Origin of the sequence: Methylosinus sp. LW3 (genome assembly GCF_000527115.1) — a bacterium.
Classification (GTDB): Bacteria; Pseudomonadota; Alphaproteobacteria; order Rhizobiales; family Beijerinckiaceae; genus Methylosinus.
On the sequence record NZ_AZUO01000005.1, the window covers coordinates 130340 to 157180 of the forward strand.

The window sequence follows — 26841 nt, forward strand, 5'->3', positions numbered from 1 at the left end:
AAGCCATGCCATTGCTTCATGCTGTTCCAAAAGACACCGAAGACGAAGGCGTCGCTCTGTCGGAAGAGGACGATCGCCTGTTGCGCGCGGCCTTCGGACGCTACGGCGGCGGTCTCGCCGAACGAGCCCGAGCCGCAGACGTCGTGGCGCGTTACCAGCAAATGGGCGCCGGGATGTGGTTCGCCTGTGGCTGTCGTCCGGACGGGCGGCGCGGGCGGCTGGTTCCGGTCGCGCGATCCTATATCCGGCGCGGACAAAGCGACAGCTGGCCCGAGCACGATGAAACATGCGATTTCTATCGCGACCCAGCTGAACAATGTCAGATCGTGAAATCCTATACGCGGGTCGTCGCCGCCAACACGTTGCGCCTCGTGGGACCGTTCGGCGAGGCGCGACCGGCTCTGGAGCGAGGGTTTACCGGAGCCTCCAGGATCCGCTCGCGGCCCGGGCTCGCGAAGCTGTTGGCGTTGCTGGTCGATCTGGCCGGATTGCAGACGATCTCGCCGGGGGTCCGCGTTGGCTCGCTCTCCGATCAATTCGCGGCCATTCGACATGCCTCGGAAGGCGCTTTTCTCGACAGTCGGGCGCGACTGAGGGATTTTTCGACGACCTATCCGAAGGCGCTCGGCAACCTCGTCTCGCGGATCGACACGGCGAGACCCGGCCTCTTCACGAGAAATCGACCGCACGGCGTGCTGATCACGACGCTCGAAGCCGTTCGCGAGGGCGAGCTGCTGCCATTCTCCAGCCCTCCGATCCCCGTTCGAGGCCGCATATCGGTGTTCGGCGAGAAGGCGCCCGGGGCGGATCGCAGCGCGATTGGGGCTCGCGCGCCTTATCTCGCCGCTTGCGTCGTCGGGCGCGCCACGGAGAACGGCCCGATCGAGGCCCTGTCGGCCTATGTGCATCCCTGCGCGGCGAAGAACCATCTGATGCTCGTCGACAGCAATTACGAGCGTCTGACACTGGAGCGGCTGCTCGGACTCCAGGGATGGTTTTTGAAAAAGCACGGGATCGAGATGGAGATCGAGAAGCCGGTGTTCGACATCGGCTTGGATGCGAGCGATGAGGGTCCGGTCGGCCGGGGCGTCTACATTCCAGATTTCATCCTGCGGGTGACGCCCAGCGCAAATGTCGCCTGCGCAACTGTGATCGTCGAGACGATGGGCTTCGCCGACGAGGAGTATCGCGCGCGAAAGGAGCGAACGCACGCTTTCATGAAGTCCGCCTATGGCGACGCGCCGCTCGTCATGCACGATCTGGCGAGCTCCGACAGAGACGCGCTGCAACAAGAATTCGGGAGGAGTATCGCACGGGCGATACTCGGTGCGCCCGGCGGGCGTCGTGAAGAGCGGACGGATCGTCAGCCGGCGGGCGACGGGGAGCCGCGGACAGGGGCCGGCGCAGGCGAGGACCGCTCGGGGCGCTGAACGGCCAGCCCAGCTTCGACGTTCTCCTTCGCCTCGCGCAATAGGGCGGCGTTTCGCTCGACCTCGGCCGAGAGATCCGCGATGTGAGGCGCAACCTCGTGTGTGGCGACCTTCGAGCGCACGCGCTCCCGCGCCTTTCGGCCTGGATCCTCGGCGCCGGCGGTCCGTTTGTGAAACGTGCGGCCCTGCGCGATGAAGGAATCGATCGACCGCTCTCGCGTGCGCCGGCAGGCCTCGACGAGATCGAGCGCGAGGGATTTATAGGGCTTGGCGGCCATATCGGCCGCGACGCGCTTCCAGAGATCTTCCGCCTCGATCGGCTTGGCGTCGCCGAGCGCGCGGCTACGCCTCTCGGCCTCATGGACGGCCGCTTCGGAAATCATCGTCCAGGTCGTGCCCCTGGCGCGGCTTTCCGCGACATAGGCTTTGAAGGCCGTGACGCCCGCGCTGCCGCGCGGCAGCGCGTCGATATGTTCGTCCGAGGTGACGCCTTGCGCGGCGTCGATTGTCAGCGCATGGCCGAAGCCGAGCATCAGCCGTTTTGTGACGGGATCGGTGAGACGGCGCCATTCGACCTCGCCGGTCTGCCCCTTGGCGTTCTGGAGCAGGAGGCCGCCGACGGTCTTGCCCATCACCTTCACGACATGACCGTTATAGCCGATAGGGCCGTCCTTGCCGTCGATCTTCGCCCAGGTGTAGCGATAGAGGCGCAGATGGTCGCCGGTGGCGATCGGCAGGTCGAAGGCGTGCGGCTCCTTCGCGCCGCGCGGCGCGATCGCCTTGTGAACTGTCTCGTCGGCGCCGATCTCTCCGCGCGCTTTGAGCCGGTTTCGGATCGCCATGCTGATCGCGGCCGCGTCCTCATTGGTCGGCGTGGAAATCGTGATCCCGCGCTTCGAGCCGGCGGCGTCGAGAATGTCGCGTCGGCTGAGATAGAAATCGGCGATCTTTGCGGCGACCTGATCGAAGTCGCCGCCGACCAGCATGGCTGTTCCATCATCGCGCTTCATCGCGAGGGCGGATTGGGCCTCGGAGTCGCGGAACATGCCGGCGATCTGGCGGTCTCGCCGATCGACCTGACGGACGGCGGTGAGGAGTTCCGGCTGCGCTGATTTCGGCAGGGCGCGACGCAGGATTTCGATCGTGTCGCCGGCTTCGATCGCCTGCGCCTGCTCGCGGTCTCCCAGCGCCTTGATGGTCATGCCGGTCTCCGCCTGCAACTCGAGCAGCCGCAGCATCGGCCGCGGCGCGATCTGGCTGATCTCGTCGATGACAAGGATCGTGTTGCGAGTGGGTATGAACTCGCCGGCCTCGACGGATTTGAGGAAAGGTTCGAGCGCACGGGTCTGCTCGATGCCGGCGTCCTGGAGTTGGTCGGCCTGTCGCCACGCAGTCGAGACGCCGACGAGCTCGCGGCCCGAGGCGTCGAAACGCTTGTCCGCTTTCCAGGCGGCGACGAGAGGCCGGAGCAGCGTGGATTTACCCGCGCCGGCGACGCCGGTGAGGAGCGACAGCGCGCCGCCCTGGCCGAGCGCATAGATCGCGGCCTTTTGAGCGGCTCCATGCTCCGGCTCGCTGTCGAAATCGAGACCGGAAGCCTCTATGGCGCGGCGGATATCGGCGACGGCCAGCGCGCCCGAGGTGTCGAGCGCCGCGCGCGCGGCGTGGCTGCGGAGGTTTTCCTCGACGCGGATCTGCGCGGAATTGGTGACGCGGAGAACCTGTCGCGGCTCCTCCTCGGCATTCTCGCGCTTCGCCCACGCGGAAACCAAATCGACGTGCTCGCCGTGAAGATCGATTCCCTTGCGCTCGATCAGCTCGACGACCCGGTCGATATCCTTGACGCCGCCGGCGACGCCCACGCCGATCAATCCGCGCGCCGCGTGGATGCGAAGACGATCATGGTCGATGACGGCGGCCGTGTGGAATTCCTCGGCGAGATGTTTCGCTGCGAACGCGTAGGCCCGCTCGAACCGCTCATCGTTCGACCGCGCGGCGATCTTCGCGCCCTCCATGACGGTCGAGTGTTCCCAGCCCATCGCCTCCGCCTGGTCGCGCCAGATTTTGTGGTCGGTCTTCTCGCCATGCTTGGCGAGACGCGCGGCCGCCGCCGCCTCGCGGAGGATTTCGGCTTTCTTTTCCGCGGAGATGTCGTCCCAATCGAGGCCTTGGCCAGCGGCGAAGGCCTTGGCGTTGCGCAGGACTTGATGCGTGCTCTTGCTGAAGGCCTCATTGGCGAATTGCGGGATAGCGAGGATGACGGCAGCCTGTTCCTTGTCATCATAGGCAACGCGAATGCCGAGCGCGCGCAGCTCGTCGGCGAGGACGGCCTGGGCGAAGGCTCCGAACTCATGGACGCGTGCGTGGAGCCGCTGCGTGTCGAGCGATCCGATGTGGCCCTCGCCGGTGACGACCAGATTGAACAGCGCATTGTGGATGTGGTCGTGCGGGTCGCCGGCGATCGGCGCTTCGAGGAGATAGGTCGCGCCCTCGCGGCCGTCCTGGACCGGCAGTGTCGGACGGGCGATATAATGCTTGAAGCTCACCCACCCGACCGCGCCGGGATCGGCCCCATTCTCGCCCGCGCGTCCGCGACGCGCCCAGCCGATTTCGCGGGCGATATAGCGCATCGCCGCGTCATTGGCGCGATAGATGGCGTTGCGGATGGCGGCGGCCTCCGCTGGATCCTGCGCGAATTCGGCGGCGAGCGTCACGGATTTGTGAGGCGAGAAGGTGAAATCGTAACCGCTGATCTCTCGTTTGTGCTTGGACCAGGCCTCGCCCGTGTCGGCGCGCTTGCCCTCGAAGAGCCGGTCGAGCTCGTCGTCCTTGGGCGCGTGATGAGAATTGATGCCGAGCGCGCGGGCGACGGAGAGAGGCATATCCGGTCGCCAGGCCGGTCCGGCGTCGCGGCCGGTATAGTAGCTGGTGAGGCGCGACCCCGGCTCCAGCTGCTGCTGGCCGAGGGCCTCGGTTGCCTGCTCTTGCGGCGGCGGGCCGAGCCTCGCTTCCGTGAAATACATGCGGACGAGCTTGCCGTCGGAAGCGGCGGCGAACTTGCGGAAGGTGATCATCGGTCAGACTTTCGCAAGGGAGGAAAAGCGCTGTTCCAACGCCTCGACCATCTTGTCCGGAAGGTCTTTCTGCATGTCGACGAGGAGATCGACGGCTTTTCGCGTGAGAATGAGCTGCTCGCGGTTCTGCGCGATCAGATGGGCGAGCAAATCGCTCAAGCTCGGCTCGCCGGCGTCGTCCTTCGGCGTGAGCAGCGCGATGATCTCGTCGAGGCGAGCGATGGAGATCCGGATCTGCTCGTTTTGAAGGCCGACCGCTTCGACGATCTGGTGGCTTTCCTGCTCGACCCGGGCGAGCCCTTCTTTCAATTCCTTGGACATGATTGCGCCTCCGCTGACGAAAGCGAAGCGTCGGCGGACTCTGCGCGAATGAAAACGATCGGCGTCAAAAGATTCAGCGCCGCGTCATCGTCGGCGGCCGCTGCTCGGACGATCGGCGCGCGACATCCTCGCTCCGGGAGCGCCTTTTCGTGCGCGCGCCCTGGTCGTTCACGCGACTCCGGGCGCGCGCCGGCTCCTCGGTCGATTGGCGGCGCGCGCTCTATGGAGCGTTGTCGGCGGACTGGTCAGATCGCGTCGCCGCCACGGCTGCTCTGAGAAGGGGAGCGGCCTTGAACACCACGACCCGGCGCGGCGAGACGAGAGCCGCAGCGCCAGTTTTCGGATTGCGGGCCGGGCGAGCGTTCTTGGAGCGGATTCGGAAAGTGCCGAAACGGCGGAGACTTAGGTCTTCTCCGCGGGCCAGGGCCGACAGCATTTCCTCGAGCGCGCAATCGAGTAGAGCTTTTGCGTCCGTGCGAGAGAGGCCGGGTATGCGTGCGTAAATGGCGTGCGCGAGGTCATCACGCGTAACCGTGCTCCTGGAAACAGCTGCGTCCAAAACCCCATCCGGCTGTTCGCCGTTCCCTCGAAAACACGCCGCGTCGTCCGCATCGGGAACCCGAATCACAATGCGGCTAGAGAATGTCTACCTCGCAGGTACGAGGGAGACCAGCGCCGCCCACGCTGGGCATTTTGTCACTGTGGTTTTTCGTTCGCGATCCCTGCGGACGGATCGGAGGGACTTGAATGCCCCAAGTTCCCGGTCGCCTATGGCGCAGATGCGCCACAGTTCCTCCTTCGCTGTCGGGAAGGGGGAACTGGCGCCAGAAGCGGTCATTCCCCGACACGCTTCGAGACTTGCGTCCGTCAGAGGACGATGCTGAAATGACCTCATGTTACGTCTAGGCTTTCTGGCATCAAACAATGGGACCGCCATGCGCGCGGTCATTCAAGACATCACTATCGGTCGACTTGACGCGCAAGCCGTACTGGTCGTGAGCAACAAGGATTCAGCCCAAGCGATCTCATTTGCCCGAGAAGGCGGCATCCCGACATGTGTAATACCGACGGTTCGCGACCCCGCTGGCGCAGACCTGCTACTGTACGAGGCGTTGCTTGCCTCCGGCACGAACCTCGTCATCCTCTTAGGGTACCTGCGGAAGCTCGGACCAATGACGCTTCGAGCATTCGAAAACCGCGTCCTGAACACGCACCCTGCGCTTCTGCCCGCCTTCGGAGGAAGCGGAATGTACGGCCGGGACTTCGTTCAAGCTGTTCTCGCATGGCCGGAGCGGCGTCGTCAGCGGACTTTCGCGGGCATCGGTCGAACGCGTATTCGTGAACCTTAGCCGACTCGTAGAACCTCCGCTTTCCGGCAATCTCGTTCAGGCGGCGACATGGCAAGATCATCTCTGATCTTTTGCCTATCGACACCGTGAGGTGAACGCTGATGGCCGCATCTCACTCTGTTCGCACGTCGAAATATCAACTATGTTCGCGCCTGGGGGATCTCGCATGACAAGCAAATCGCACCGCAAGGGTGCGTTTCTCGCTGCATACAAGCTTCAGGACTGTGCCCTTCAGAGAGCGGATAGGAAGTCGGGACGGCCCGCTTTAACACTCGGCGTCGACGAGATCGGAAATCACGTTCTCATTAAATCGTGGCCACGTACAACGGGGGACGGCCAGGACGAGCTTCGCGAGCTGTGGCAGCACGAAATCCGCCATCTCTATCGGCTGGGCGGCTATCCCGGCGCGTCGACCTCGATTGCTACTCTGCTGCAAGCTGGCTTCGACGACGCGGGGTTCTACCTCGTGCTCGATCTTGGACAACGTGAACCACTAACCACGCTGCTCCAGCATCGTCAGGCGGGCCATTGGCTGAAAAACCCCCGCATCACCCGCAACCGACTCCTTCTCTGGCAAAATCTCTCGCAGATCGCGGTCGCGCTGGAGATCCTTCACGATCAGGGGCTTCTGCACCGGAATGTTGACCAATGGTCGATCCTCGCTTCCGGCGGAAGCGAGCCCGACTTTCAGCTGACCGGATTCGAGTGGTCGCTAAGGCTCGCGGGCGCGGCCAACGCTCCAACTGCGACGCGCACAAAAACCGGTGCGCCAGCCTCCTTCGTTGAAGACTGGCGGGCCTTCGGAGAGTTGGCGGCAGGGTTGCTTGGAGCAGATGTAAAGCGGGTCGTTGATCTGCGGATCGTCCCCTCCGATGTGGCGGACCATCTCTCGGCCGCCGAAGTGAGATTGTTGCGTCAGCTGATCCGCATCGAGCGCCTAGATCGGCTCGACGGCGAGATCGTGCGCCTGCGTATTCAGGAGATTCTTCGCGAACTCGGCGCGAGTGTCGCCGGCCGGGAAGCCAAGTTCCATCTCGTCTTCCGCTTTGCCGGAGCGTTCGCCCAGCGCATCCGCGAGGCTTCGGGCAATGACATCGAAGTTAACGACACCGAAGCCATGCTCGAGTTCGTCCGTGCCGATCTCGGTGATGCCCCGCTTCTGCTGGCGATTAAAAACGAAGGGCTGCCCTTCCGACTGACCCTTTCCGGGACGCTGCTCACCTACTCCCTGTCTCAATACATCCAGAAGCCTGGCATGCCTGGCACGTGGGAGATGGCGTATTGCGAACGAGCAGAGGCCAACGAGGCGGCCGCAGTGAATATTCTGGGGCAGATCCCGCTTGAGGCCCGCTCGCTGGAAATCATGGACCAGAGAGAGGCGGGGGCGAGATTTCCCAGGCTGCGAGGCAAATTATCGAGCTGGGAGCAATTGCGGAAAGAGCTCGATGCGGAGCAGGCCAAGCCAGACAGGGCGAAACGCGTCCACCAGGCGCTGGCGCTCACGCAATTTCTTGAGGCCCTCTATGCGGCCGCCGACGTCTATCCGGTCGACATTCGGGAAGTCGTGGATGCCCATGGTGCCGCAAACGCGGATGGCGAGGAAATTTCTGTCGCCATGGTGCCTCGCCAGGACCCGGAGCGTGACGCGCTCTCCGTCGCGCTTGGACTGAGACCGCCTGCGAAGCGGTTCGAAGATGTGATGCTGGGCGACGCGCGCATCGAAGACTGGGTGCTGACCGAGGCGCGCCAGATCGGCGATCGAGAATCTTCGGACACCTCCTGGAAGTTCAGCCGTAAGGAGCAGCTGGCGGCCTCACAACCGATCTACATCTTTGTCGGCTCCGACAGGCCTGCGACCCTTCGCGACGCCGCGTTAGTGCCGGCAGACTTCGTGGGGCGAGACATCCAGCTGCGGCGTCGGTTGAGGGCGCTCCGAGCGCTCGCCGACCATTCCGAGCTGCTCAGGATGCTCGACGATCCGCGGTCGAGGATCCTGGATTCGCATGAGGTCGCGAAGTCGGACGAGCGCTTTGCCGCGCTCGATGAGTCAAAGCGGACCGCTCTTGCCGCGATCATCTCCACAATTCCGCTGTTCCTGGTCCAAGGTCCGCCCGGTGTTGGAAAGACCCGGCTGGTCAGAGATCTCGTGCTCGATACGTTAACGGACAACAGCTCCGCACGATTGCTTCTGACAGCGCAGAGCAATGCCGCAGTCAATCACCTAATGGATGAGCTCGCAGAGGCTCTGGAGGGGCATCCGCGCGAACCCGTTATCGTTCGAAGCCAATCCAAGGACAACAAAGATGACGCCGGCGATTTCGAGGTTGTGAGACAAACCGAGACGCTAATGGCGAAGCTCGCCGCAAGCCCACTCGTGGCTGACGCTCCTCAGCGGCTGCAAAAGCAGCTAAGCGACTTGCAAGCGAGCGCCGGCGCCGGGTCACAGGAAGAGCGCTCCAACGTTACTCAAGGCCGTCAAGCGATGGAATCGCTTTTGGTGCGAGGGGCAAACCTCCTGTTTGCGACCTCGAATTCACCCGAGCTCGAGCGTCTTCTCGACGAGCGCGGCCAGTTTGACTGGGTGATGGTTGAGGAGGCCGGAAAAGCAACCGGGGGCGAACTCATCGCACCCCTGCTCTTGTCGTACCGACGCCTGATGATCGGGGACCATAAGCAGCTCGCACCCTTCGGCTCGGAACGCATTGTGCAGTTGCTCGCCAATCCCCCGGCGGTTGCTCAAGCCCTTGAGGCTGGTGCTGAGTTCATCGGTCGAACGCTCCGCGACCTTGCGACTGAAGAGGTGCTGGACGAGGTCGACACTGACCAGAGCGATTTTCCCGCCCTGTGCTCCTTGGCGTTGGGCCAGATCCTTCTCTTCGAACGCATGATCGAGGATGAGTTCAAGGTCCACAAGAACAAGCCGAAGGCCCGGCGGCTCGCCCAACGGCTGACCTTGCAGCACCGCATGCACCCTGCTCTGGCGGATGTCGTATCCCATAGCTTCTACGACAATGAGCTTAAAACGCATGAGGAGGCAGCAGCACGAATTTTAAGCGCGCCTCCTCCGGTGTCGTCGACAGATAGTAAGCGCCTTCCGAATGGGCCGCTGATCTTCATCGACATGCCTTGGGTCCAGGCGACTGTCGGTATGAAAGGTGGTGACGCCGAATGCCGGCCACGGTGGCACAGCCCGGCCGAGGTAGATACAGTTCGACGGGTTCTTTCGCTGCTGAAGGTGCGCGAAGGTCTCGAAAAGCCGCCGACGCTGGCGGTTCTCTCGCCCTATAGTGAACAGGTTCGACGATTGAAGGCGGCGATCGACGATGACCGCGACAACTTTTCGGTTCTGTCGAACTTGGCGCCCGCCGTCGACGCGGACCGCTACTGCGGAACTGTGGACTCGTTTCAAGGAAACGAGGCCGATGTGGTCATCGTCTCGTTGGTTCGTAACAATCACCATGCATCTCTTCGCAGAGCGCTCGGCTTTCTCAGCGACCCTCGTCGAATGAACGTTCTCCTTAGTCGAGCGAAATCGTGCCTCTTCGTCATCGGCTCGCTGGCGTTCATCCGTTCTACGATCGCGTCCAACGCCGGTACTGATGCTCTTCAAGAAGCCGCGTTTCTCGGCCGTTTCCTGGATGTCCTGGAAACGCAGCGGCAGCACGGCAAGGCGGTGATCATCCCTTCAGAACGTCTGGTCGGTGGCAAATGAGCCTGATTCGGGTCGCAATTCCCGTCCTGCAGGGGCGTCGCAAATTTCATTTCGACAAGGGCAGGCCTTGGACTGTCCTGGAGCAATTGCTGTTGTATGAGCTTGATCGTGGACCGACCTCTGTGCACACACTTCGAGAGCGAGCCTGCATTCCCGAGCGAGTGATCATCGAAGCGCTCATTCGGCTCATGCGCGCTGGGTGGGTCGAGATGATGCAATCGCCGACCGCCGTTCAATTCCAAATCACTCCGGAAGGGCGGGCCGTCAAGGATTACGACCAATTGCCGACGGCGCCGCGCCGCCTCAGCCGCAACATGACTTTCGTCATTGACCAGATCACCGGGACGCTGTTTAGGAGCCGCGACTTGCCCTTCGTTCATGAGCACGTCGTCGACAAGAGGGAGGAACAAGGCGAGCCGATCGTCCGCATCGAGCGGCCGGCAAGGCAGCTGATCGAAGAGGTTCGTCCCCTCGTGGACGCGTTGTTTCAATCCGACGAAAAGTTCGCCGGCATAGATTCCTACGGAAGCCGCCTTGCAAAGCGCTGGGCGCTCGTTCCGGTCAGAGATGGTCAACCCGAGGGCCTGAGCCCGCGCACACCCTCGAAACTCGTCGAGGAGATCAAGCGCGCGGCAGCCATCATGTCGTCGAAATCGGCTGGCGGCCCTCAGCGGACGTATACGCGGACCTTATTGGCAGGATCGCCGAGTGCGCAGGTCACGCCGCCTACCCGAAAGGTCTCGTTCACGACGAACGACCTCATCACCGGGGGCGCCGATCACGAGACGGCCTTGAAGGGAGCGGTCGGTCGAGCGCGGCACCGATTGCTGATCCATTCGACCTTCATCTCCGCTCCCCGCTTCGCAGCGCTCCTGCCCGAGCTCCGGAAAGCCGTCGCACTCGGGGTTAAGATCGACATTCTTTGGGGGCAGGACAAGAATGCGGACGAGCGCCGGTCCACCGCGAAGGTCGTGCAGCAATTACGAGCCGAACTGGATTCGGAAGGCCTCGAAGGCCTGACCGTTCACCCGTTTTCGACCGGCTCTCATGCCAAGATCTTGCTTGCGGATGACGGCACGCCCGACAAGATGATAGCCTTGGTTGGGTCGTGCAACTGGCTATACAGCGGATTCTCGAGCTTCGAAGTCTCAGTGCGCTTGCGCGACTACCAATTGGTGGCCGATGTCATTGACCAGGTCGCTGAGCTTTCGCGTGGTGGGAATGGCCATTGGACGAATTTGACCAGCGAGCTTGTCGCCCGGGCCGTTAATCTTCGCAGCCAGAAGTCGGCGAACGAAGGAAAGGCGAGCGTCTGCGTGCTCTTGGGATCGGACCATGCCGAGCTTGTCCGCGAGGCTAGGGATACCGCAGACCGGACGTTGGTCATTGCCAGTCACAGATTCGCTGGAGCGGCGAACAATTTGATCCTTGCGCCCGTCTTTGCGGCATCGAAGCGAGCGCGCGATCTGGATGTGAGACTTTTCTACGGAGAAGACAGCGGCGCGATTACGGCTACCGACATCGCCAGGCTGACGAGTGAGGCCGCCAAGGTCGGGGTTCGAATCCGGCCAGTTTGTCGGCCTCGGCTGCACGCGAAGTTCCTCAGCTGGGATGACGATGTTGCCGTCATCACAAGCCAAAACTGGCTTTCTGCCGATGCGACTGACGACAATCCGCGCCAGGAAATCGGCATCTGCATACGGTCGCCGGGGGTTGGACGTATCCTTTTGGAAAGGTTTGAGGCCGCGACGGTTGTCGTAAGTACCGGCTAGCACACCGGCGCGTTCAGCAGGCCTCCCCCCCGAGGTCGGCGCCAGTGGCGCTCCACTGGGCGTAGGGAAACCGAGCGGCTGCCGCAGCGCCTTTCAAAACCCCGCCGATTTAGCCCAAAAACTGCTGTGCATGATTTATTTGAAATCGACGGCGATTTGTCGCAATTCGTGAGTTTCGAGAATTCGACCTGTGCTGCCATGATTGAACTGAACTTTTCCTCTCCACCCCCGGCGAGACGGTGACCCACTCGGGGAATGACGGCTTTGGGTCTTGGTTGTGTGAAAACGGCGCCGCGCCATTCAGGACAACGCCATACCATGGCAGCGCGCTCCGGCGCCTGCGCTTTGGCGAGTTTTCGCTATTTTTCGGGCCGACGGCGCGTCAGCCGCTTCTATGAACCGCTCTGTGGAGGCTCAGGGGGCGGGAGCGAGGATCATAAGGCCGCGATTATCCCTGTATCGCCGCCATCAGCGGCCTGACGCCGATGATGTTCAGGACTCGTGTGAAATTGTAGGCGAGCACGTGCAGCGCCATCTCCGTGGCGACGCTCGGCATAGTTTTCATCAGGAAGTGGGTTGCCCCCATCCGCGCCTTGATCGTGCCGAAGGGGTGCTCGACCGTCTCGCGTCGCACGCGCATTTTCCCGGGGTCTGCATCAAGTCGGCGTTGCACAGCTTCGAGAAGATGCTCGTGCTCCCAGCGGGTGACGCGCCGCTGCACGCTCGGCGTGCACTGAGACTTGATCGCGCAAGCGCCGCAGGCGCTGGTCCAATAACGGCGCAGATTGAGCCCGTTTTCCTCGCGCGTGAACCGATAGATCAGGCGTTCGCCAGCGGGGCAAATATAAACGTCTTGCTCCGCGTCGTAGCGAAAGTCCTGCTTGCCGAAGCGTCCTTCGGACTTTGCCCCGGAGGTCATCGGCTTGGGCAGGGTGACTGTGACGCCCGCCTGCGCGCACGCCAAAATCTCCGCGCTGTTGAAGTAGCCGCGGTCAGCGACGACGTCGAGGCTCTCCGTCTCCAGCGTCGCCTTTGCTTGCTTGGCCATGTTGGCGAGCTGAGATCGATCCGTGCCGACATTGGTCACCTCATGGGTGACGATCAAATGATGCCTCGTGTCGACCGCCGTTTGCACATTGTAACCGACTACTCCGGAGCCGCGGCCGCTTGTCGCCATCGAGCGGGCGTCGGGATCCGTCAACGAAATCTGCTGGTCCGGCGCATCGAGCATTTGCGTCTCCAGCGCCTCGAGACGCTGCATCTCGCCCTTCAGCTTCGCGATCTTCTCTTTGAGGCGGCCTGCTTTGATCTTCAGCGCCTCTGACGGCTCCTGTCGGTCGGCGCTGTCGAGTTGCTGCAAATAGCGCGCGACGCTCTCTTCGATCTGCGCCATGCGCCGCTCCATCTTGGCGCGCGTAAAGTTCTTGTCCCGGTTGTTGACGGCCTTGAACTTGCTGCCATCGATCGCGATGCTGGCTTGTGTGAGCAGGCCCATCGTGCGGCACAGCGCGACGAAGCGGGCGCAAACCTGGCGGATGGCGAGACCGTTGTTCTTGCGGAAATCGGCAATCGTCTTGTGATCAGGAGCCAGACGCCGCGTCAGCCACATCACCTCGACGTTGCGTCCGGCCTCGCGTTCCAGCCGGCGGCTCGATTGAACCCGGTTGAGGTAGCCGTAAATGTAGAGCTTCAGCAGGCAGGAGGAATGATAGGAAGGCCGGCCCGTCGCCTTGGGATCGACCCCGCCGAACCCGAGCGCACCCAGATTGAGCTCGTCGACGAAAACGTCGATCACACGAACGGGATTGTCCTCGCCGATCCAATCATCGAGGCATTCCGGAAAAAGCGCGCCCTGCCCACGATCCGCCCCTTCGACAAAGCGCTTCATGAGACCCCCCGGCAAATCACTAGAAAATCATAGCATCAACGACGTTTTCACACAGCCAGGGTCAAAGACAGACGTATTCTGGCTCCCTTCGGGCTATGTCATTCCCTGAACCGAGCTTCATTCAGGAGTGGGGTGGCGCGCGGCATAGACCACGCGTTTCACCTTCGGCTTCGTCGTTTCATCGTTCATCCCCACATCCCCCGCATCTTCGCCCGCACATCGACCCGCAGCCCACCCCCGACGAGACGCTCGCCCACCGCTGCCGCGGCCGGCCAGCTCACGCAGTCGAAATGCCGCAGCATCTCCGCGGGAATGAAGCGCGTGCGCGCGGCATAGACATGCCGGTCGCCCTGGGCCGGCTGACCATGGACGAAAAATCGCTGCGGCGTCACCAGGCGCAGACTGTCCTTCGCGCGCGTCATCGCGACGTAGAGCAGCCGGCGTTCCTCCTCTATCTCCGCCGCCGTTCCCGTCGCGAGATCGGAGGGGATGCAGCCGTCGACGGCGTTCAGCACGAAGACCGACTTCCACTCCTGCCCTTTGGCGGAATGGATCGTCGAGAGGATGAGATAATCCTCGTCGCGCAGAGGCGGGCCGGCCTCGTCGCTGGTCGCGTCCGGCGGGTCGAGCGTCAGCTCGGTGAGGAAGCGCTCGCGCGAGGGATAGCAGGCGGCGATCTGCTCGAGCTGCACGAGATCGGCGAGGCGGCTCGGCGCGTCCTCGTGCAGGCGCTCGAGATGCGGCTCATACCAACGGCGCGCGGCTTCCATTTCCGCCGGCCAGCCCTCTCTCGCATGCAGCATTTGCAGCGTCGCGACGAGGCCGCGCCATTCCTCGCCAGCGCGCGGCGGCGGCGGCGCCTCGGCGAGGCTGGCGAGCGGGTCCGGGCGCTCGATGAGGAAGTCGAGAATCTTCTGCGCGGAGGAAGGGCCGACGCCGGGCAGGACTTGCAGAATGCGAAAGCCGGCAACGCGATCGCGCGGGTTCTGCGCGAAGCGCAGCAGAGCAAGAAGATCCTTCACATGGGCGCTGTCGAGGAACTTCAACCCGCCGAATTTCACGAAGGGAATGTTGCGGCGCGCGAGCTCCAGCTCCAACATGGCGCTGTGATGCGAGGCGCGGAACAGCGCCGCCTGCTGCTTCAGCGTCATGCCGGCTTCGCGCGACTCCAGCACGCGCTCGGCGATGAAACGCGCCTGATCGCTCTCATCGCGCACGGTGACGAGCTGCGGGCGCTCCGAGGAGCGGCGCTCTGTCCAGAGGTTCTTGGCGTAGCGCTCGGCGGCGAGCGAGATCACTGCGTTGGCCGCGGCGAGGATCGGCTCGGTCGAGCGATAATTGCGGTCGAGCGTGACGATTTCCGCCGGCGGCGCGAAGCTCTTCGGAAACTCCAGAATGTTGCGCACAGTGGCGGCGCGGAAGGAATAGATGGATTGCGCATCGTCGCCGACGACGGTGAGCCCCAGGCCCTTCGGCTTCAAGGCGAGCAGGATGGAGGCCTGGAGGCGATTGGTGTCCTGATATTCGTCGACGAGAATGTGATCGAAGCGGCCGCCGATCTCCTCGGCGAGCGCTTCGTCCTGCATCATCTGCGCCCAGTAGAGCAGGAGATCGTCGTAATCGAGCACATTCTGCACCTGCTTCGCCTCGACATAGGCGGTGAACAATCGGCGCAGCTCGTCATGCCAGCGGGCGCACCAAGGGAAGGCGCCGAGCAGCGCCTGCTCGAGCGGGATTTCGGCGTTCACGGCGCGGGAGTAGATCGAAAGGCATGTGCCTTTGGCAGGGAAGCGGCTCTCGGTCTTCGAGAATCCGAGCTCGTGGCGGAGGAGATTCATCAGATCGGCGGAATCTTCGCGATCATGAATGGTGAAGGCGGGATCGAGCCCGATGGCGCCGGCATATTCGCGCAGCAGCCTCGCGCCGATCGCGTGAAACGTGCCGGCCCAGACGAGGACATCGCCGCCGCCTGTGGCGCCCAGCGCCTCGGCGCAAATGCGTTCGACCCGCCGCGTCATCTCGGCGGCGGCGCGGCGGGAGAAGGTCATCAGCAGCATCCGCTGCGGATCGGCGCCCCGGACGATGAGATGCGCGACCCGATGGGCGAGCGTGTTCGTCTTGCCGGAGCCCGCGCCAGCGATGATGAGCAGCGGGCCGCCAACGGAGGCCGACAGGCCGTCGTGGAGCCCGTGCTCGACGGCGCGGCGTTGTTCGGCGTTGAGCTTTTCGAGATAGGCGACGGCGGTCATGGGCGAATCGGCACGGTGAGCGGGTCCGCGGACTGAACCATAATTCTTGTTTTGTTCGCAATGGCGGCGTATCTCGAAAATCGAAGCTGCGGCCCCTCGAATTTCCGTGAGGCGCCACGAAGCGTTCTCGCGGCCTTCCGCGCGGAGAAATATCCGCAAGCGCGTCCTCTTGACTCCCGACCTCGAAGAGAAGAACATTTAGGGAACATGACATTGAGCCCACACCCAGAGGTCGAGAAGGCGCTTGCGGCACCAGCCCGCCATAGAGTCGTTGCGCGCGCAGATCGAGAAGATCGAAGGCCGAGCGCGGCGCGTCAAATCGGTCCTTCCGTTCGGAATCGCGGACATCGACGCGCGTCTTCCGGGCGGTGGTCTCCCCCTCGGCGCGCTCCATGAGATTGCTGGCGGCGGCAATGGCGCCGTGGACGGCGCGGCCGCGGCGTTGTTCGCCGCGGGGATCGCGACCCGCACGAAAGGCAAGATCCTCTGGGTCATCACGCGATCCGACCTCTTCGCCCCGGCGCTGGCGCAGGCGGGCTTGGCGCCTGATCGCGTGATCTATGTCGAGGCCGGCAACGACAAGACAGTGCTCGCATGTGTCGAGGAAGGCTTGCGGCACGGCGGTCTCGGCGCGGTCGTCGGAGAAGTCGCGCGTCTCGACATGACCGCGTCCCGGCGTCTCCAGCTCTGCGCCGAGGGAAGCGGCTCGATCGGTCTCGCGTTGCGGCGCTGGCGCCGGCAATCCGAAGCCGTCGACTTCGGTCAGCCGACTGCCGCGGCGACCAGATGGCGCGTCTCGGTCATGCCCTCGGCGGCTCTGCCGGTCCCCGGCGTCGGCCGCCACCGTTGGCTCCTGGAACTGATCCGCGTCCGCGCCGGTGAAAGCGCGGATTTCGAGGTGGAGGCGTGTGATGGCTCGGGTCGTCTCGCTGTTCCTGCCGAGCTGGCCCACGGACCGGCTTCGACGGCAGGCTGGCGACGCGGAGCCGCCGGCTGAGACGCCGCTCGTCCTGATCGGTCACGACGGGAGGAGACAGGTGGTGCGGGCCGCGGACGCGGCGGCCATGGCTGCGGGCGCGCGCGTCGGAATGCCAGCCGCCAAAGCGCGGATTCTCGTGCAGGGTCTCGTCGTTCGAGATCACGACGCCGCGGCCGACGCCCAGGGCCTCGACCGTCTCGCCCTATGGGCGCTCCGACGCTATGCGCCGATCGTCGCGGCCGACCCACCAGACGGCGTAGTGATCGACTCTACCGGCGCCGATCATCTTCATGGCGGCGAAGCGGCCATGCTGGCCAGCCTGATCGACAGGCTTTCATCGTCCGGCGTGCGCGCGCGCGCGGCGATCGCCGACAGCTGGGGAGCGGCGCACGCTTTGGCTCGCTATGCCGCGCGGCCTTTGCTGATCGCGCCGCGCGGCCATGGCGGCTCCGTGCTGACGGGCCTACCTCTCGCCGCGCTTCGCCTGCCTGCCGACATGGTCGCGGCGCTCCATGTTCTCGGCTTCGAACGGATCGGCGATCTCCTCGCACAGCCGCGCGCGCCACTCACTCTGCGCTTCGGGCCGCAGCTCGGTCGCCGCATCGATCAGGCCCTGGGAATTCTCGGCGAGCCGATCGCCCCGATCCGACCCGACGAGCTGATCGAGGTGAAGCGCAATTTCGCGGAGCCCATCGGCGCGGCCGAGACCATCGCCCGCCATATCGGCGAGCTGGTCGTCCAGCTCTGCGCCGGACTGGAGGCCGAGGGACTGGGGGCCAAGCGCCTCGACCTCATTTGTCACCGCGTCGACGATCGCCTGCAGGCGGTCCGTGTCGGGGTCGCCATGCCGGTGCGCGACGTGAAGCGCCTCACGCGGCTGCTGACCGACAAGATCGAGACGATCGAGCCCGGATTCGGCATCGAAACCCTCAGCCTCGCCGCGACACTGGCCGAGCCGCTCGCAGAAAAGCAGACCCTGACCACGATGGTCGATGACGGAACGCCGGACGTCTCCGATCTCGTCGACACACTCGTCAATCGGGTCGGTGAGCAGCGCCTCTACCGGGCTGCGCCGGTCGCCACCGAGACGCCCGAGCGGTCGGTGCTCCGAATTCCGCCCATGGCGCCGGACACCGGCGAGACATGGCAGGGGCGCTGGCCTCGGCCGTCGCGGCTGTTGCCATCACCCGAACCGATCGAGACGTTGGCCGCTCTGCCGGATCATCCGCCGGTCGCCTTCACCTGGCGCGGCGTCCGGCGGCGCGTCCGCCGGGCCGACGGACCCGAGCGCATCCGCGGCGAGTGGTGGCGGCGCGACGCCGAGCTGACCGCCGTGCGCGACTATTTCCGCGTCGAGGACGACGCCGGCGAACGCTATTGGATCTTCCGTTCCGGCGATGGCGAGGACCCCAATAGCGGCTCGCAGCGCTGGTTCCTGCACGGAGTGTTCGGATGAGCGGCCGAATCCGCTACGCCGAGCTGCAGGTCACGTCGCATTTTTCGTTTCTGCGCGGCGCGTCGTCTTGCGATGAGCTTTTCGCCCAGGCGGCGCTTCAAGGCGTCGAAGCGGTCGCCGTGGTCGACCGCAACTCGCTGGCCGGCGTCGTGCGCGCATTCGAGGCCGCCAAGACGACCGGCGTGCGCCTGATCGTCGGCTGTCGCCTCGATCTCGTCGACGGCATGTCGGTGCTGGTCTATCCGACCGACCGCGCCGCCTATGGTCGGCTCTGCCGGCTGCTGTCGCTCGGCAAGAAGCGCGGCGGCAAGGCGAAATGCATTCTCGAATGGGCCGATCTCGTCGCCTACGGCGATGGCCTGATCGGCGTCCTCGTTCCAGACGAGCCCGATGAGACCTGCGGCCTGCGATTGCGCCGGCTGCGCGACGCCTTCGGCGACCGCGCCTATCTCGCATTGACGCTTCGCCGGCGCCCCAACGACCAGCTTCGCATCCACGAGCTGTCGACCATCGCCACGCGGATGCGCGTGCCGAGCGTCGTCACCAACGACGTGCTCTATCACGCGCCCGACCGGCGCATGCTGCAGGATGTCGTGACCTGCATCCGTCACGGCGTCACCATCGACGAGCTGGGCGATCGGCGCGAGCACGGCGACCGCTACATGAAGCCGCCCGAGGAAATGCGCCGGCTGTTCCCGCGCAATCCCGAGGCGGTCGCGCGCACGATCGAGATCGCGGCGCGTTGCCGCTTCGACCTCGGCGAGCTTTCCTACCAATATCCGGAAGAGCGTGACGATCCGACGCTCACCCCGCAGGAGACGCTGGAGAAGCTCGTCTGGGAAGGCGCGGAATCGCGCTATCCCGAAGGCGTGCCGGAGAGCGTCCGGGCGTCCCTGCGGCACGAGCTGGGTCTGATCGAGAAGCTTCGATACGCGCCGTATTTTCTCACTGTGAACAGCATCGTCCGCTTCGCCCGCTCCCGGGATATCCTCTGCCAGGGCCGTGGATCAGCCGCCAATTCCGCCGTCTGCTACGTGCTCGGCGTCACCTCGATCGATCCCGGCCGCAACGACCTCCTGTTCGAAAGGTTCGTCAGCGAGGAGCGCCGCGAGCCGCCGGACATCGATGTCGATTTCGAGCACGAACGGCGCGAGATCGTCATGCAGTGGGTGTTCGACACCTATGGCCGCGACCGCGCGGCGCTTTGCTCGACCGTGATCCGCTATCGGGCCAAGGGCGCGATGCGCGATGTCGGCAAGGCTCTCGGCCTCACTCAGGATATCGTCGAGACGCTGTCGAGCCGGGTCTGGGAACGATCGGAGGGCGCCGAGGACATACACGTCGGCGCCCTCGGCGACCGGCGCTTGCGCCTGGCGGTCGACCTCGCGCGTCAGCTCATGGGGACGCCCCGGCATCTGTCGCAGCATCCCGGCGGATTCGTGCTCACCCAGGACAGGCTCGACGAACTGGTCCCGATCGAGCCGGCGGCAATGGACGCGCGGCAAGTGATCGAATGGGACAAGGACGACATCGACGCCTTGAAGTTCATGAAGGTCGACGTGCTGGCTCTGGGGATGCTGAGCTGCATGAAGCGCGGCCTCGACATGCTCGCGGATCACAAGGGAATCCATCTCGATCTCGCCGCCATCCCGGCCGAGGACCCGCGAACCTATGCGATGATCCGGCGCGCCGACACGCTCGGAACCTTCCAGATCGAGTCCCGCGCGCAGATGTCGATGTTGCCGCGGCTGAAGCCGCGGACCTTCTACGATCTCGTCGTACAGGTCGCGATCGTCAGGCCGGGACCGATCCAGGGCGACATGGTCCACCCCTATCTGCGCCGCCGCGAAGGACTGGAGCCCGTCGTCTTCCCGAAGCCGGAGCTCGAAAAAGTGCTCGGCAAGACCTTGGGCGTCCCGCTCTTTCAGGAACAGGCGATGCGCGTGGCGATCGAATGCGCCGGCTTCACGCCCGGCGAAGCCGACATGCTGCGCAAATCCATGGCCACTTTCAAATTCACCGGCGGCGTCTCGGGATTCAAGAAGAAGCTGATCGAAGGGATGGTCGACCGCGGCTATGAGCGCGACTTCGCCGAGCAGACGTTCCGCCAGCTCGAAGGCTTCGGCTCTTACGGCTTTCCGGAATCGCACGCGGCCTCTTTTGCGCTCATCGCCTATGCCAGCGCCTGGCTGAAATGCTGGCATCCAGATGTGTTCTGCGCGGCGTTGCTGAATGCTCAGCCCATGGGATTCTATGCGCCGGCCCAGATCGTCAGGGATGCGGTCGCGCATGGAGTCGATGTGCGGCCGGTCTGCGTCAACGCCTCGCGCTGGGACTGCGCGCTGGAGCCGACCGAGGACGAGAGCCGCTTCGCGGTGCGCCTCGGCCTGCGCATGGTCAGGGGTCTCGCCAACGCCCATGGCGGCGCCATCGTCGCCGCACGCGCCGACCGGCCCTTCGCCTCGGTCGACGATCTCTGGCGCCGCGTTGGCGTCCCATCCGCGGCTCTGGTCCATCTCGCCGAGGCCGACGCCTTCCGTCCGGCCCTGGGGCTCGCCCGCCGCGAGGCCTTGTGGGCGATCAAGGCGCTTCGGGACGAGCCGCTTCCTCTCTTCGCCGCCGCCTCCGCGCGGGGGGCGGAATTCGTGCCCGAGGTGAGCGAGCCGGCCGTTGCATTGCGGCCGATGACGGCAGGCGGCGAAGTCGTCGAGGATTACGGCCATGTCGGGCTGACGTTGAGGGCGCACCCGCTCAGCTTCCTGCGCGAGGATCTCCGGCGGCGGCGCATCGTCACCTGCGCCAACGCCATGGCTGCGCGCGACGGCCGCTGGTTGGAAGCCGCGGGCATGGTCCTCGTCCGGCAGCGTCCGGGCAGCGCCAAAGGGGTCATGTTCGTCACCTTGGAGGACGAGACCGGCATCGCCAATCTCGTGATCTGGGCGAAGGTGCTCGAGGCGAACCGGCGCGCCATCCTGTCGGCCGGCATGATGGCGGCGCACGGACGCGTCCAGCGCGAGGGCGACGTTGTTCATCTGGTCGCGCAGCGCATCACGGACCTATCGGCCGACCTCGCCAGTGTGGGCAGCAGGGAAGCGGCGTTTCCTCTCCCACATGGCCGGGGTGACCAGCTCCGTAGCCGCGGCTCCGTTCTTCCCGACTTGTCCAGGGACACGATAAGAGTGAGAAGCCGGGACTTCCACTAATCGAAACTTTTACACGCATTTCGACCCATCCGACGGCTGCGTCGAAAAACGATCGACGCAGCCGCCAGGGCGAACGTGCAGGAGTGATATTGGAGCGCGGATACAAAGTTGGCTCGCGCGCCGAGAAGCTGGAAAGCTGCGGAGAGCTGCTCGCCCTTGTGGTTCCGTGACGTGATCTTTTATCGAAAGATCAATGTCCTCGGCGCGGCAAGCCGACGGTGAGCTGCTGATCCGCGGCTTGGGCCGCGCTTGATATCACGCGTTCGAAATTATGGAACGCCGGTATTTCCTCGAGACCCGCTCCCGGCGAGACCGACTCTCGGAAGGACCGAAAGTAGCTCTCGAGCGTCTTGATCTGATAGGAGAGGGCGATAGCGTCGCTCTTCGCTGCGATGTCGTAGGGAAAGAGGCCGCCGGGCCATACAGTATTGAGCTGGCGACGATCGAACGCGAGCGCATAGAGAGCAGCTTCCGTGATTGCTTCGCGCTCAATCGGCCCGCCGCCGAAATCGACGGTGACGAACCCTTTGGCCAGCGGGGGAAGACGTTCGAGCGCGGCGTCCTTATTGCCGATCCCGAGCGCCTCGCAGGATTCTTTCGCGAGCAGCGGGAATCGCTTGTCGCCGGTGTAGGGGATATTCCCCACGAACAGAATTTTGAGCAGGTAGTCCGGGCTGATGAAGTCGCCGGAGTAGATATCCTTGAAGCGCCGGCGGCAGTGCTCGACGAATTCCGCCGGCGTGGATTCGGGCTCCTCGGAGCCGACGCGCCGGAGACCGAGTTCGGTCTCCATGGCGGTGAAGGCGTCTATATACGTGATCTTCCACAGCAAAGCCTCGTCCCCGGTGAAGCCCATCGCGAGGAGGGAGAAGGCATTACGGTCCAACTCGAAATAGCGATCCGCGCGGTTGCGCACCGTTTGATGACCGTCGCGCCTCTCGATAAGACCCATGGCCCATTTTTGGGCCATGGGGCCCTTCAGGTGAGATAGACGGGCGACCAATTGATCTATGGCCCGAAGAACGTGCTTGTGATCCTTCCCGAACGTCTTCGCGACCTGGCGGCTGTCGGCGAGGGCTCTCCCCTCGGCGACGGAGACGAGACTTTCGACCGGCAGGTTTTCGGCCGGAGCGCCGGCATCGTGGTTTTGATGATCTGACATTTTCTGCTCCGCATTGAAATATCAGCTGTTTTCCAAACAGCCGCTCTGCGCCAGGGGCTGCGCCCGAGCGCCACGAGAATCAGCTTGCGGGGGTTGTGCGCGAATATGAAGCGCCGCGCCGGCCGGAAATTCGCGCCAAAAAAAATTTATCGGACCGCGCCGCGCGCGTCGAATTCCGCGCCGGCGGCCCCTTCGAATTCAACTTTTGCGGATTTTTCTGCGCGTCAGCGCGCCTTGCGTGTGATGTTCGCCGGTTCGGCTCTGAGCGCCCCGAAGGGGCGTCCGGCACCAACGGTGCAATGGTCCATTCCCGGGCTGCTTTGGTGGAGTAGCAGTGGCGTCGGGATGGCGTAGCGATGGAGTGGACGGCGTAGAGATGGCGTGAGGATGGCGTAGGGCGTTCGCCGTATGATCTCGTGCGCAAGCAAGATACTAGCCGAGGGGCGCGCAAGCGCCACGCGACGAATTACCGCAGCCGATCGGAGTGAGCTTCTCGGGTCGGCGTCTCCCTCTCCCTGAGATCGCAACTTCCTATTCGCACACGCGCGCGGCTTCTTTCGATTTGGGAGTTTGGGAAGAAATGGGAGGCACAGATGCGGGACGATATGGGCGATTTGGGTCAGCCCTATGGTGGGCATGGCGACGTCTACCGTTGGCTGAGGGAGAATTACGAATTCGTGAAGGCTTGGCGCGAGGGGCGGAAACCGTCGTGGAAGACGGTGGCGGAAAAGATGGGGGAGAAGGGGGTCGTGGGGTCGCGCGGCGCTGCTCCGACGGAGCGGTCGATCTGGAAGGTTTGGCAGCGCGTTTGTCGCGACGTGGCGGCCGAACGAGAACGCGAAGCTGTCGAACAGGCGGCGCGTGAGGCGCTGGCCGAGCGCCGGCGCAACTATCCGTCGCGGCAACCTGCGGCGGGGCCGTCGATGGTGGAGGCAACGGGGCGAGCGCTCGTGCCTGTGGGCGCGGCTCAGACGGCGGTGGCGACGACAACGGCGGCTGCGGAGAAGGAGAAGGGAAAGGAGGAAAAGGTCGCGGACGCGAGGCGAAAACTGGAATGTTTGTCGGGGCTGAGGCCGATGTCGGAATTTTGAGGGGTTGACAGCTTCAGATACGCGCAGGGTCGCGCGACGCTCGTTTCGAGCGATGGGGCGGGAAGAGCCGCTCCGTCGCCATAGGCGGAAAGGGAATTGCAATGACCCTGTTGGATATGGAGACGAACTCGCCGGGCGAGGATCGTCAGCTTGTATTGGCGGTTCGCCACGGACGTGGGCGGACGGGCGGGAGCACGTTCGCGGATTATCTGATTCAGCGAACGCGGCGCGAGGGGCGGGAGATCATCGTCGGGGACGGCGATCGTCGGAACGCGACCTTGGCCGGGTTCTATCCGCCTGGCACGGAGGGCGGGGCGCATCAACCGCCGAGCGATCAGACGCCCGATGTGAAGGACTGGATCGGTCAGCTGGTCGGCAAGATGGTGGAGGAGCGAAGCTCGCTGATTTTCGATTTGGGCGGAGGCGATCAGGCGCTGGCGGAGTTCTGCCGGGAGCTGTCGCTTTCGGAATTCTGCGCGTCGGTCGGTGTCGCGCCTCTGTCGATTTATATGACGGGGCCGGAGATCGAGGACTTCGAGCATATCCTGACGATTCATCGGTCGAAGGTGTTCGAGACGGAACGCTCGATGCTGGTGTTCAACGAGAGCCTTGTCCGGGCGGGCAAGACGCCGGCGGGCGCGTTCGACGCGATAATGGAAAGGCCGGAAATACTGGAGCTGATGGAGACGGGCGCGGAAATCCTGGTCATGCCGCGGATTATTCACATCGCGGAGGTCCGCAAGGCGGGGCTCGGCTTTTACGAGGCTGCGGAGGGCAAGGCGGGTCGAGACGGGAAGCCGCTCGATCCGCTGAAGCGGTTTTCGATCAAGACGTGGCTCGATCGAATGGATGCCCAGCTGTCGTCCGGCAAGTTTCGGGAGTGGCTGCCATGACCCTGAAGGAAACGGGAAATCCGATCGAGAGCGTGGCCGAGGATGTCCGGAATTCGGCGCGGCAGGCGGAAGCGGCGGCGGCGGCGGAGGGGATCGAGCCGAACGGCCCTCTCGGCGGCTTCGTCGGAGCGTTCAAATGGGCGCTTTTGAAGCTGGCCGATCTGGTCGAGCGGTTCGATGCGTCCTTGTCGGGAAAGATGGAGGCGCAGCAACAGCAGATCGTCGCGCTTCACGAGCTCGGCGAGACGGAGATCGAGCGATTGCGTGAGGCGACGCGACTTGCGGCGCTGACGATCCGGCAGGCGGAAGTGGTTCAGGAGACGATCGTCACCAATGTCTGCAAGGACCTGGTGAAGAATCTGGTGAGCGAGTCGAAGCAATGGCTGGTTCTGGCGGAGAACAATATCCACCGTCGTCGCACGCGCATTTTCGCGATGAAGATGAGCGCGGCGGCGGTGGCGCTGCTGAGTGTGAGCTTCTGGTCCGGCTATCAGATTCGCGTGTTGCAAGATGAGCCGGCGCTGCAATCGCTGGCGCGTTGCGCGAAGACGCCGATGCGTGTGGCGATACAGGGTCAGCCGACGGGCGACTGGGTGTGCAAGCTGGAGACGCTGGCTCCGCGGGAGTGGCGCGATTTGCCGGACGAGCTGAAACGGCGCTGGCTGACGTGGTGGCCGTTTTCGGGATGAGGCCGCGCCGGCGGGTCTGAAACGGATGTGGGGCGGATGCGCGGCGCGCGTCTGCCCCTCTCCTTTTTCCGGGCCGGCGCTTGGCCAGCGCGGTTCACTCGGTCATTCGGGGTCAGGGGGCTGCTGTTTGGCGCGGCGATAGGAGGCCTTGCCCTTTTTCGGCGCGACGATTTTGGGGCGGGCGTCGAGAGCGATCTCGGCGCCGGCGTTGGCGGCGCGTCGGCGCAGGGCGCGGGCGACCTGGTTGATCGGGCGGGCGATGGGCCGGCGGGTGAGAGGCATAGCGATGACTTTCGGGGTAGCGACGCGAGCCATGAGCTGCCTGGGGCGCTCTCCTCGTCGGGCGGAACGTCGATAAAATGCGGAAGCCTTGCGGCTCCCGCACGTTTTTCGTCAAGCGCCGAAGGCGTCGATTTCGGCCTGGGGAGATTTGCGCTCGACGGGCTCGGCGCGATCGGCGGCTTTCACGAACTGGGCGACGAATGTGAAACTCGTTCCCGAATTGCCATTGAACGGCTTCCAATAGCCGCGCATGTCCAGCGTTGCGCCGATCGCATATCCGGCGACGATCGCGTCGAATTCGTCGCGGCTCATGTGATCGGGGGCGTACCAAACGGCGCGGGCCTCGCGGCCGTTCGGCTGGTCGCCATAGAAATGGATGGCGCGATCGCCGGCGATGGTGAAGCGGGCGTCCGGGTGATCGGTGAGGGTGACGCGGAGGGCGTCGCGGGATCGCAGGAGGCGACGGGTGTGGTCGGCGGCGATGGCGTCGGCGCGGCGGCGCTGTTCCTGCTCGCGCTGCTCGGCGGCGCTGGGGCGGCGGAGCTTGGTGAAGTCGAACATGACGTTCTCCATCGAGATCGCGAGAGAGGGAGGCGAGGCGCTTTCGCTCCCCGCCCGGCGGCTTCAGCCGAAGGCGCCCATTTCGGCGGCGGCGGACTTGCGCTCGACGGTCTCGGCTTCGCTCGGGGCGACGTAGGGCTTCCAATCCTCGCCGGTGATTTCGAGGTAGGCGTCGATGGCGCCGTGGGCGGCGGCGAACAAGGCGTAGGACTGCATAGCGAGATCGGCGGCGAACTGGCGGGCGCGCTGGGCCTTGGACTCGAAGCCGGCGGGGGCGTCGCGATCCTCGTCGCGGCTATCGTTGGCGAGCTTGGCGGTGAGGGCGCGGGCTTCGGTCAGCTTGTCGGAATAGAAGCGTCCGGCTCCCTGGGCGGAGGCGACAAAGGTTCCGACGACGCGCTGGAAGTGCATTTGCGCGGCCTTGTCATTGAGGGCGTCGTCGAAGGCGAGCGCGGCTTCACGAAGGAGCTTTTCGTGTGTCGCGCGGATGCCGAGATAGTCCGGGGTGGAGAGGCCGAAGGCGGTGGCGATGCTGACGGCCTGGGCGTCGGTGGGGCAGAGGAGGCGGGCGGCCTCGAAAGAGATTTGCGGACGCGGGGGACGCGCGTTCTTGTTGGCTTTGGCGGCGACGGCGGCGGACTTCTGAGAACGATTAGCCATGACGAATTTCCTTTTTTGCGAATGGACTGGCCCCTTGCCAGTGCCGAGGCCCGGCCCTTCAGGGCCGCGC

18 protein-coding genes are annotated in these 26841 nt (G+C 64.3%); 9 read left to right on the forward strand and 9 right to left on the reverse strand.

The features are described 5' to 3' along the window. The first annotated feature begins 5 nt into the window (after positions 1 to 5). Complete coding sequence (locus METLW3_RS0124525; RefSeq protein ID WP_024882350.1) at positions 6 to 1430, forward strand: hypothetical protein; 1425 nt, start codon at positions 6 to 8, stop codon at positions 1428 to 1430. On the opposite strand, the gene mobF is transcribed toward METLW3_RS0124525, so the two are convergent. The 3 genes from mobF to METLW3_RS0124540 form a co-directional block, all read right to left on the reverse strand. After that, complete coding sequence (gene mobF / locus METLW3_RS0124530) at positions 1364 to 4504, reverse strand: MobF family relaxase (protein WP_024882351.1); 3141 nt, start codon at positions 4502 to 4504, stop codon at positions 1364 to 1366. The genes METLW3_RS0124525 and mobF overlap by 67 nt on opposite strands. Positions 4505 to 4507: 3 nt before the next feature. After that, positions 4508 to 4825 carry a hypothetical protein gene (locus METLW3_RS0124535; protein WP_024882352.1) on the reverse strand — a complete coding sequence of 106 codons (318 nt, stop codon included), beginning with the start codon at positions 4823 to 4825 and terminating at the stop codon, positions 4508 to 4510. 220 nt (positions 4826 to 5045) lie between these two features. Beyond that, complete coding sequence (locus tag METLW3_RS0124540; RefSeq protein ID WP_245267516.1) at positions 5046 to 5453, reverse strand: integration host factor subunit alpha; 408 nt, start codon at positions 5451 to 5453, stop codon at positions 5046 to 5048. A gap of 887 nt (positions 5454 to 6340) precedes the next feature. On the opposite strand from METLW3_RS0124540, the gene METLW3_RS0124550 reads away from it, so the two are divergent. Together METLW3_RS0124550 and METLW3_RS0124555 are read left to right on the forward strand one after the other, a co-directional pair. Next, the gene (locus METLW3_RS0124550) at positions 6341 to 9886 is read left to right on the forward strand and encodes an AAA domain-containing protein (RefSeq protein ID WP_024882355.1); all 3546 of its coding nucleotides are present in this window, start codon (positions 6341 to 6343) and stop codon (positions 9884 to 9886) included. Continuing rightward, positions 9883 to 11658 (forward strand): phospholipase D-like domain-containing protein, encoded by a 1776-nt coding sequence (locus METLW3_RS0124555; RefSeq protein ID WP_084485007.1) that lies wholly within the window; start codon positions 9883 to 9885, stop codon positions 11656 to 11658. The genes METLW3_RS0124550 and METLW3_RS0124555 overlap by 4 nt, the downstream gene beginning before the upstream one ends. Before the next feature lie 448 nt (positions 11659 to 12106). Here the strand turns inward: METLW3_RS0124555 and METLW3_RS0124560 are convergent, their stop codons facing one another. Then, positions 12107 to 13546, reverse strand: coding sequence for an IS1182 family transposase (locus tag METLW3_RS0124560; RefSeq protein WP_024882357.1), 1440 nt, complete (start codon positions 13544 to 13546; stop codon positions 12107 to 12109). A 185-nt stretch (positions 13547 to 13731) separates the two neighbouring features. Further along, positions 13732 to 15795, reverse strand: a complete 2064-nt coding sequence (locus METLW3_RS0124565) for an ATP-dependent helicase (RefSeq protein WP_024882358.1) — start codon at positions 15793 to 15795, stop codon at positions 13732 to 13734. Between the two features lie 244 nt (positions 15796 to 16039). Between METLW3_RS0124565 and METLW3_RS0124570 the strand changes: the two genes are divergently transcribed. Genes METLW3_RS0124570 through METLW3_RS0124580 form a run of 3 tightly spaced genes read left to right on the forward strand, consistent with a single transcriptional unit; the run spans position 16040 to position 21433 of the window. After that, positions 16040 to 16792 carry an ImuA family protein gene (locus METLW3_RS0124570; protein ID WP_024882359.1) on the forward strand — a complete coding sequence of 251 codons (753 nt, stop codon included), beginning with the start codon at positions 16040 to 16042 and terminating at the stop codon, positions 16790 to 16792. Continuing rightward, complete coding sequence (locus METLW3_RS0124575; RefSeq protein ID WP_024882360.1) at positions 16707 to 18230, forward strand: DNA polymerase Y family protein; 1524 nt, start codon at positions 16707 to 16709, stop codon at positions 18228 to 18230. The genes METLW3_RS0124570 and METLW3_RS0124575 overlap by 86 nt, the downstream gene beginning before the upstream one ends. Further along, positions 18227 to 21433, forward strand: a complete 3207-nt coding sequence (locus tag METLW3_RS0124580) for an error-prone DNA polymerase (RefSeq protein WP_024882361.1) — start codon at positions 18227 to 18229, stop codon at positions 21431 to 21433. The genes METLW3_RS0124575 and METLW3_RS0124580 overlap by 4 nt, the downstream gene beginning before the upstream one ends. Positions 21434 to 21623: 190 nt before the next feature. Here the strand turns inward: METLW3_RS0124580 and METLW3_RS27240 are convergent, their stop codons facing one another. Then, positions 21624 to 22595 (reverse strand): Rha family transcriptional regulator, encoded by a 972-nt coding sequence (locus tag METLW3_RS27240; RefSeq protein ID WP_084485010.1) that lies wholly within the window; start codon positions 22593 to 22595, stop codon positions 21624 to 21626. A gap of 593 nt (positions 22596 to 23188) precedes the next feature. Here METLW3_RS27240 and METLW3_RS0124595 point away from each other — a divergent pair. The 3 genes from METLW3_RS0124595 to METLW3_RS0124605 all read left to right on the forward strand — a co-directional run bounded on the left by METLW3_RS0124595 (position 23189) and on the right by METLW3_RS0124605 (position 25268). Further along, positions 23189 to 23686, forward strand: coding sequence for a hypothetical protein (locus METLW3_RS0124595; protein WP_024882363.1), 498 nt, complete (start codon positions 23189 to 23191; stop codon positions 23684 to 23686). A gap of 116 nt (positions 23687 to 23802) precedes the next feature. After that, entirely contained in the window at positions 23803 to 24579 is a 777-nt protein-coding gene (locus tag METLW3_RS0124600) for a hypothetical protein (RefSeq protein ID WP_036310475.1), read from the forward strand. After that, positions 24576 to 25268 carry a hypothetical protein gene (locus METLW3_RS0124605; protein ID WP_024882365.1) on the forward strand — a complete coding sequence of 231 codons (693 nt, stop codon included), beginning with the start codon at positions 24576 to 24578 and terminating at the stop codon, positions 25266 to 25268. The genes METLW3_RS0124600 and METLW3_RS0124605 overlap by 4 nt, the downstream gene beginning before the upstream one ends. A 102-nt stretch (positions 25269 to 25370) precedes the next feature. Here METLW3_RS0124605 and METLW3_RS0124610 read toward each other — a convergent pair whose 3' ends face one another. The 3 genes from METLW3_RS0124610 to METLW3_RS0124620 form a co-directional block, all read right to left on the reverse strand. Further along, positions 25371 to 25583: a hypothetical protein gene (locus METLW3_RS0124610; RefSeq protein ID WP_198022918.1), complete on the reverse strand. Its 213-nt coding sequence runs from the start codon at positions 25581 to 25583 to the stop codon at positions 25371 to 25373. Between the two features lie 78 nt (positions 25584 to 25661). Further along, positions 25662 to 26111, reverse strand: a complete 450-nt coding sequence (locus METLW3_RS0124615; RefSeq protein ID WP_157516692.1) for a hypothetical protein — start codon at positions 26109 to 26111, stop codon at positions 25662 to 25664. 63 nt (positions 26112 to 26174) lie between these two features. Continuing rightward, a complete protein-coding gene (locus METLW3_RS0124620; RefSeq protein ID WP_024882368.1) occupies positions 26175 to 26771 on the reverse strand; it encodes a hypothetical protein in 597 nt (198 codons plus the stop codon). Positions 26772 to 26841 lie beyond the last annotated feature (70 nt).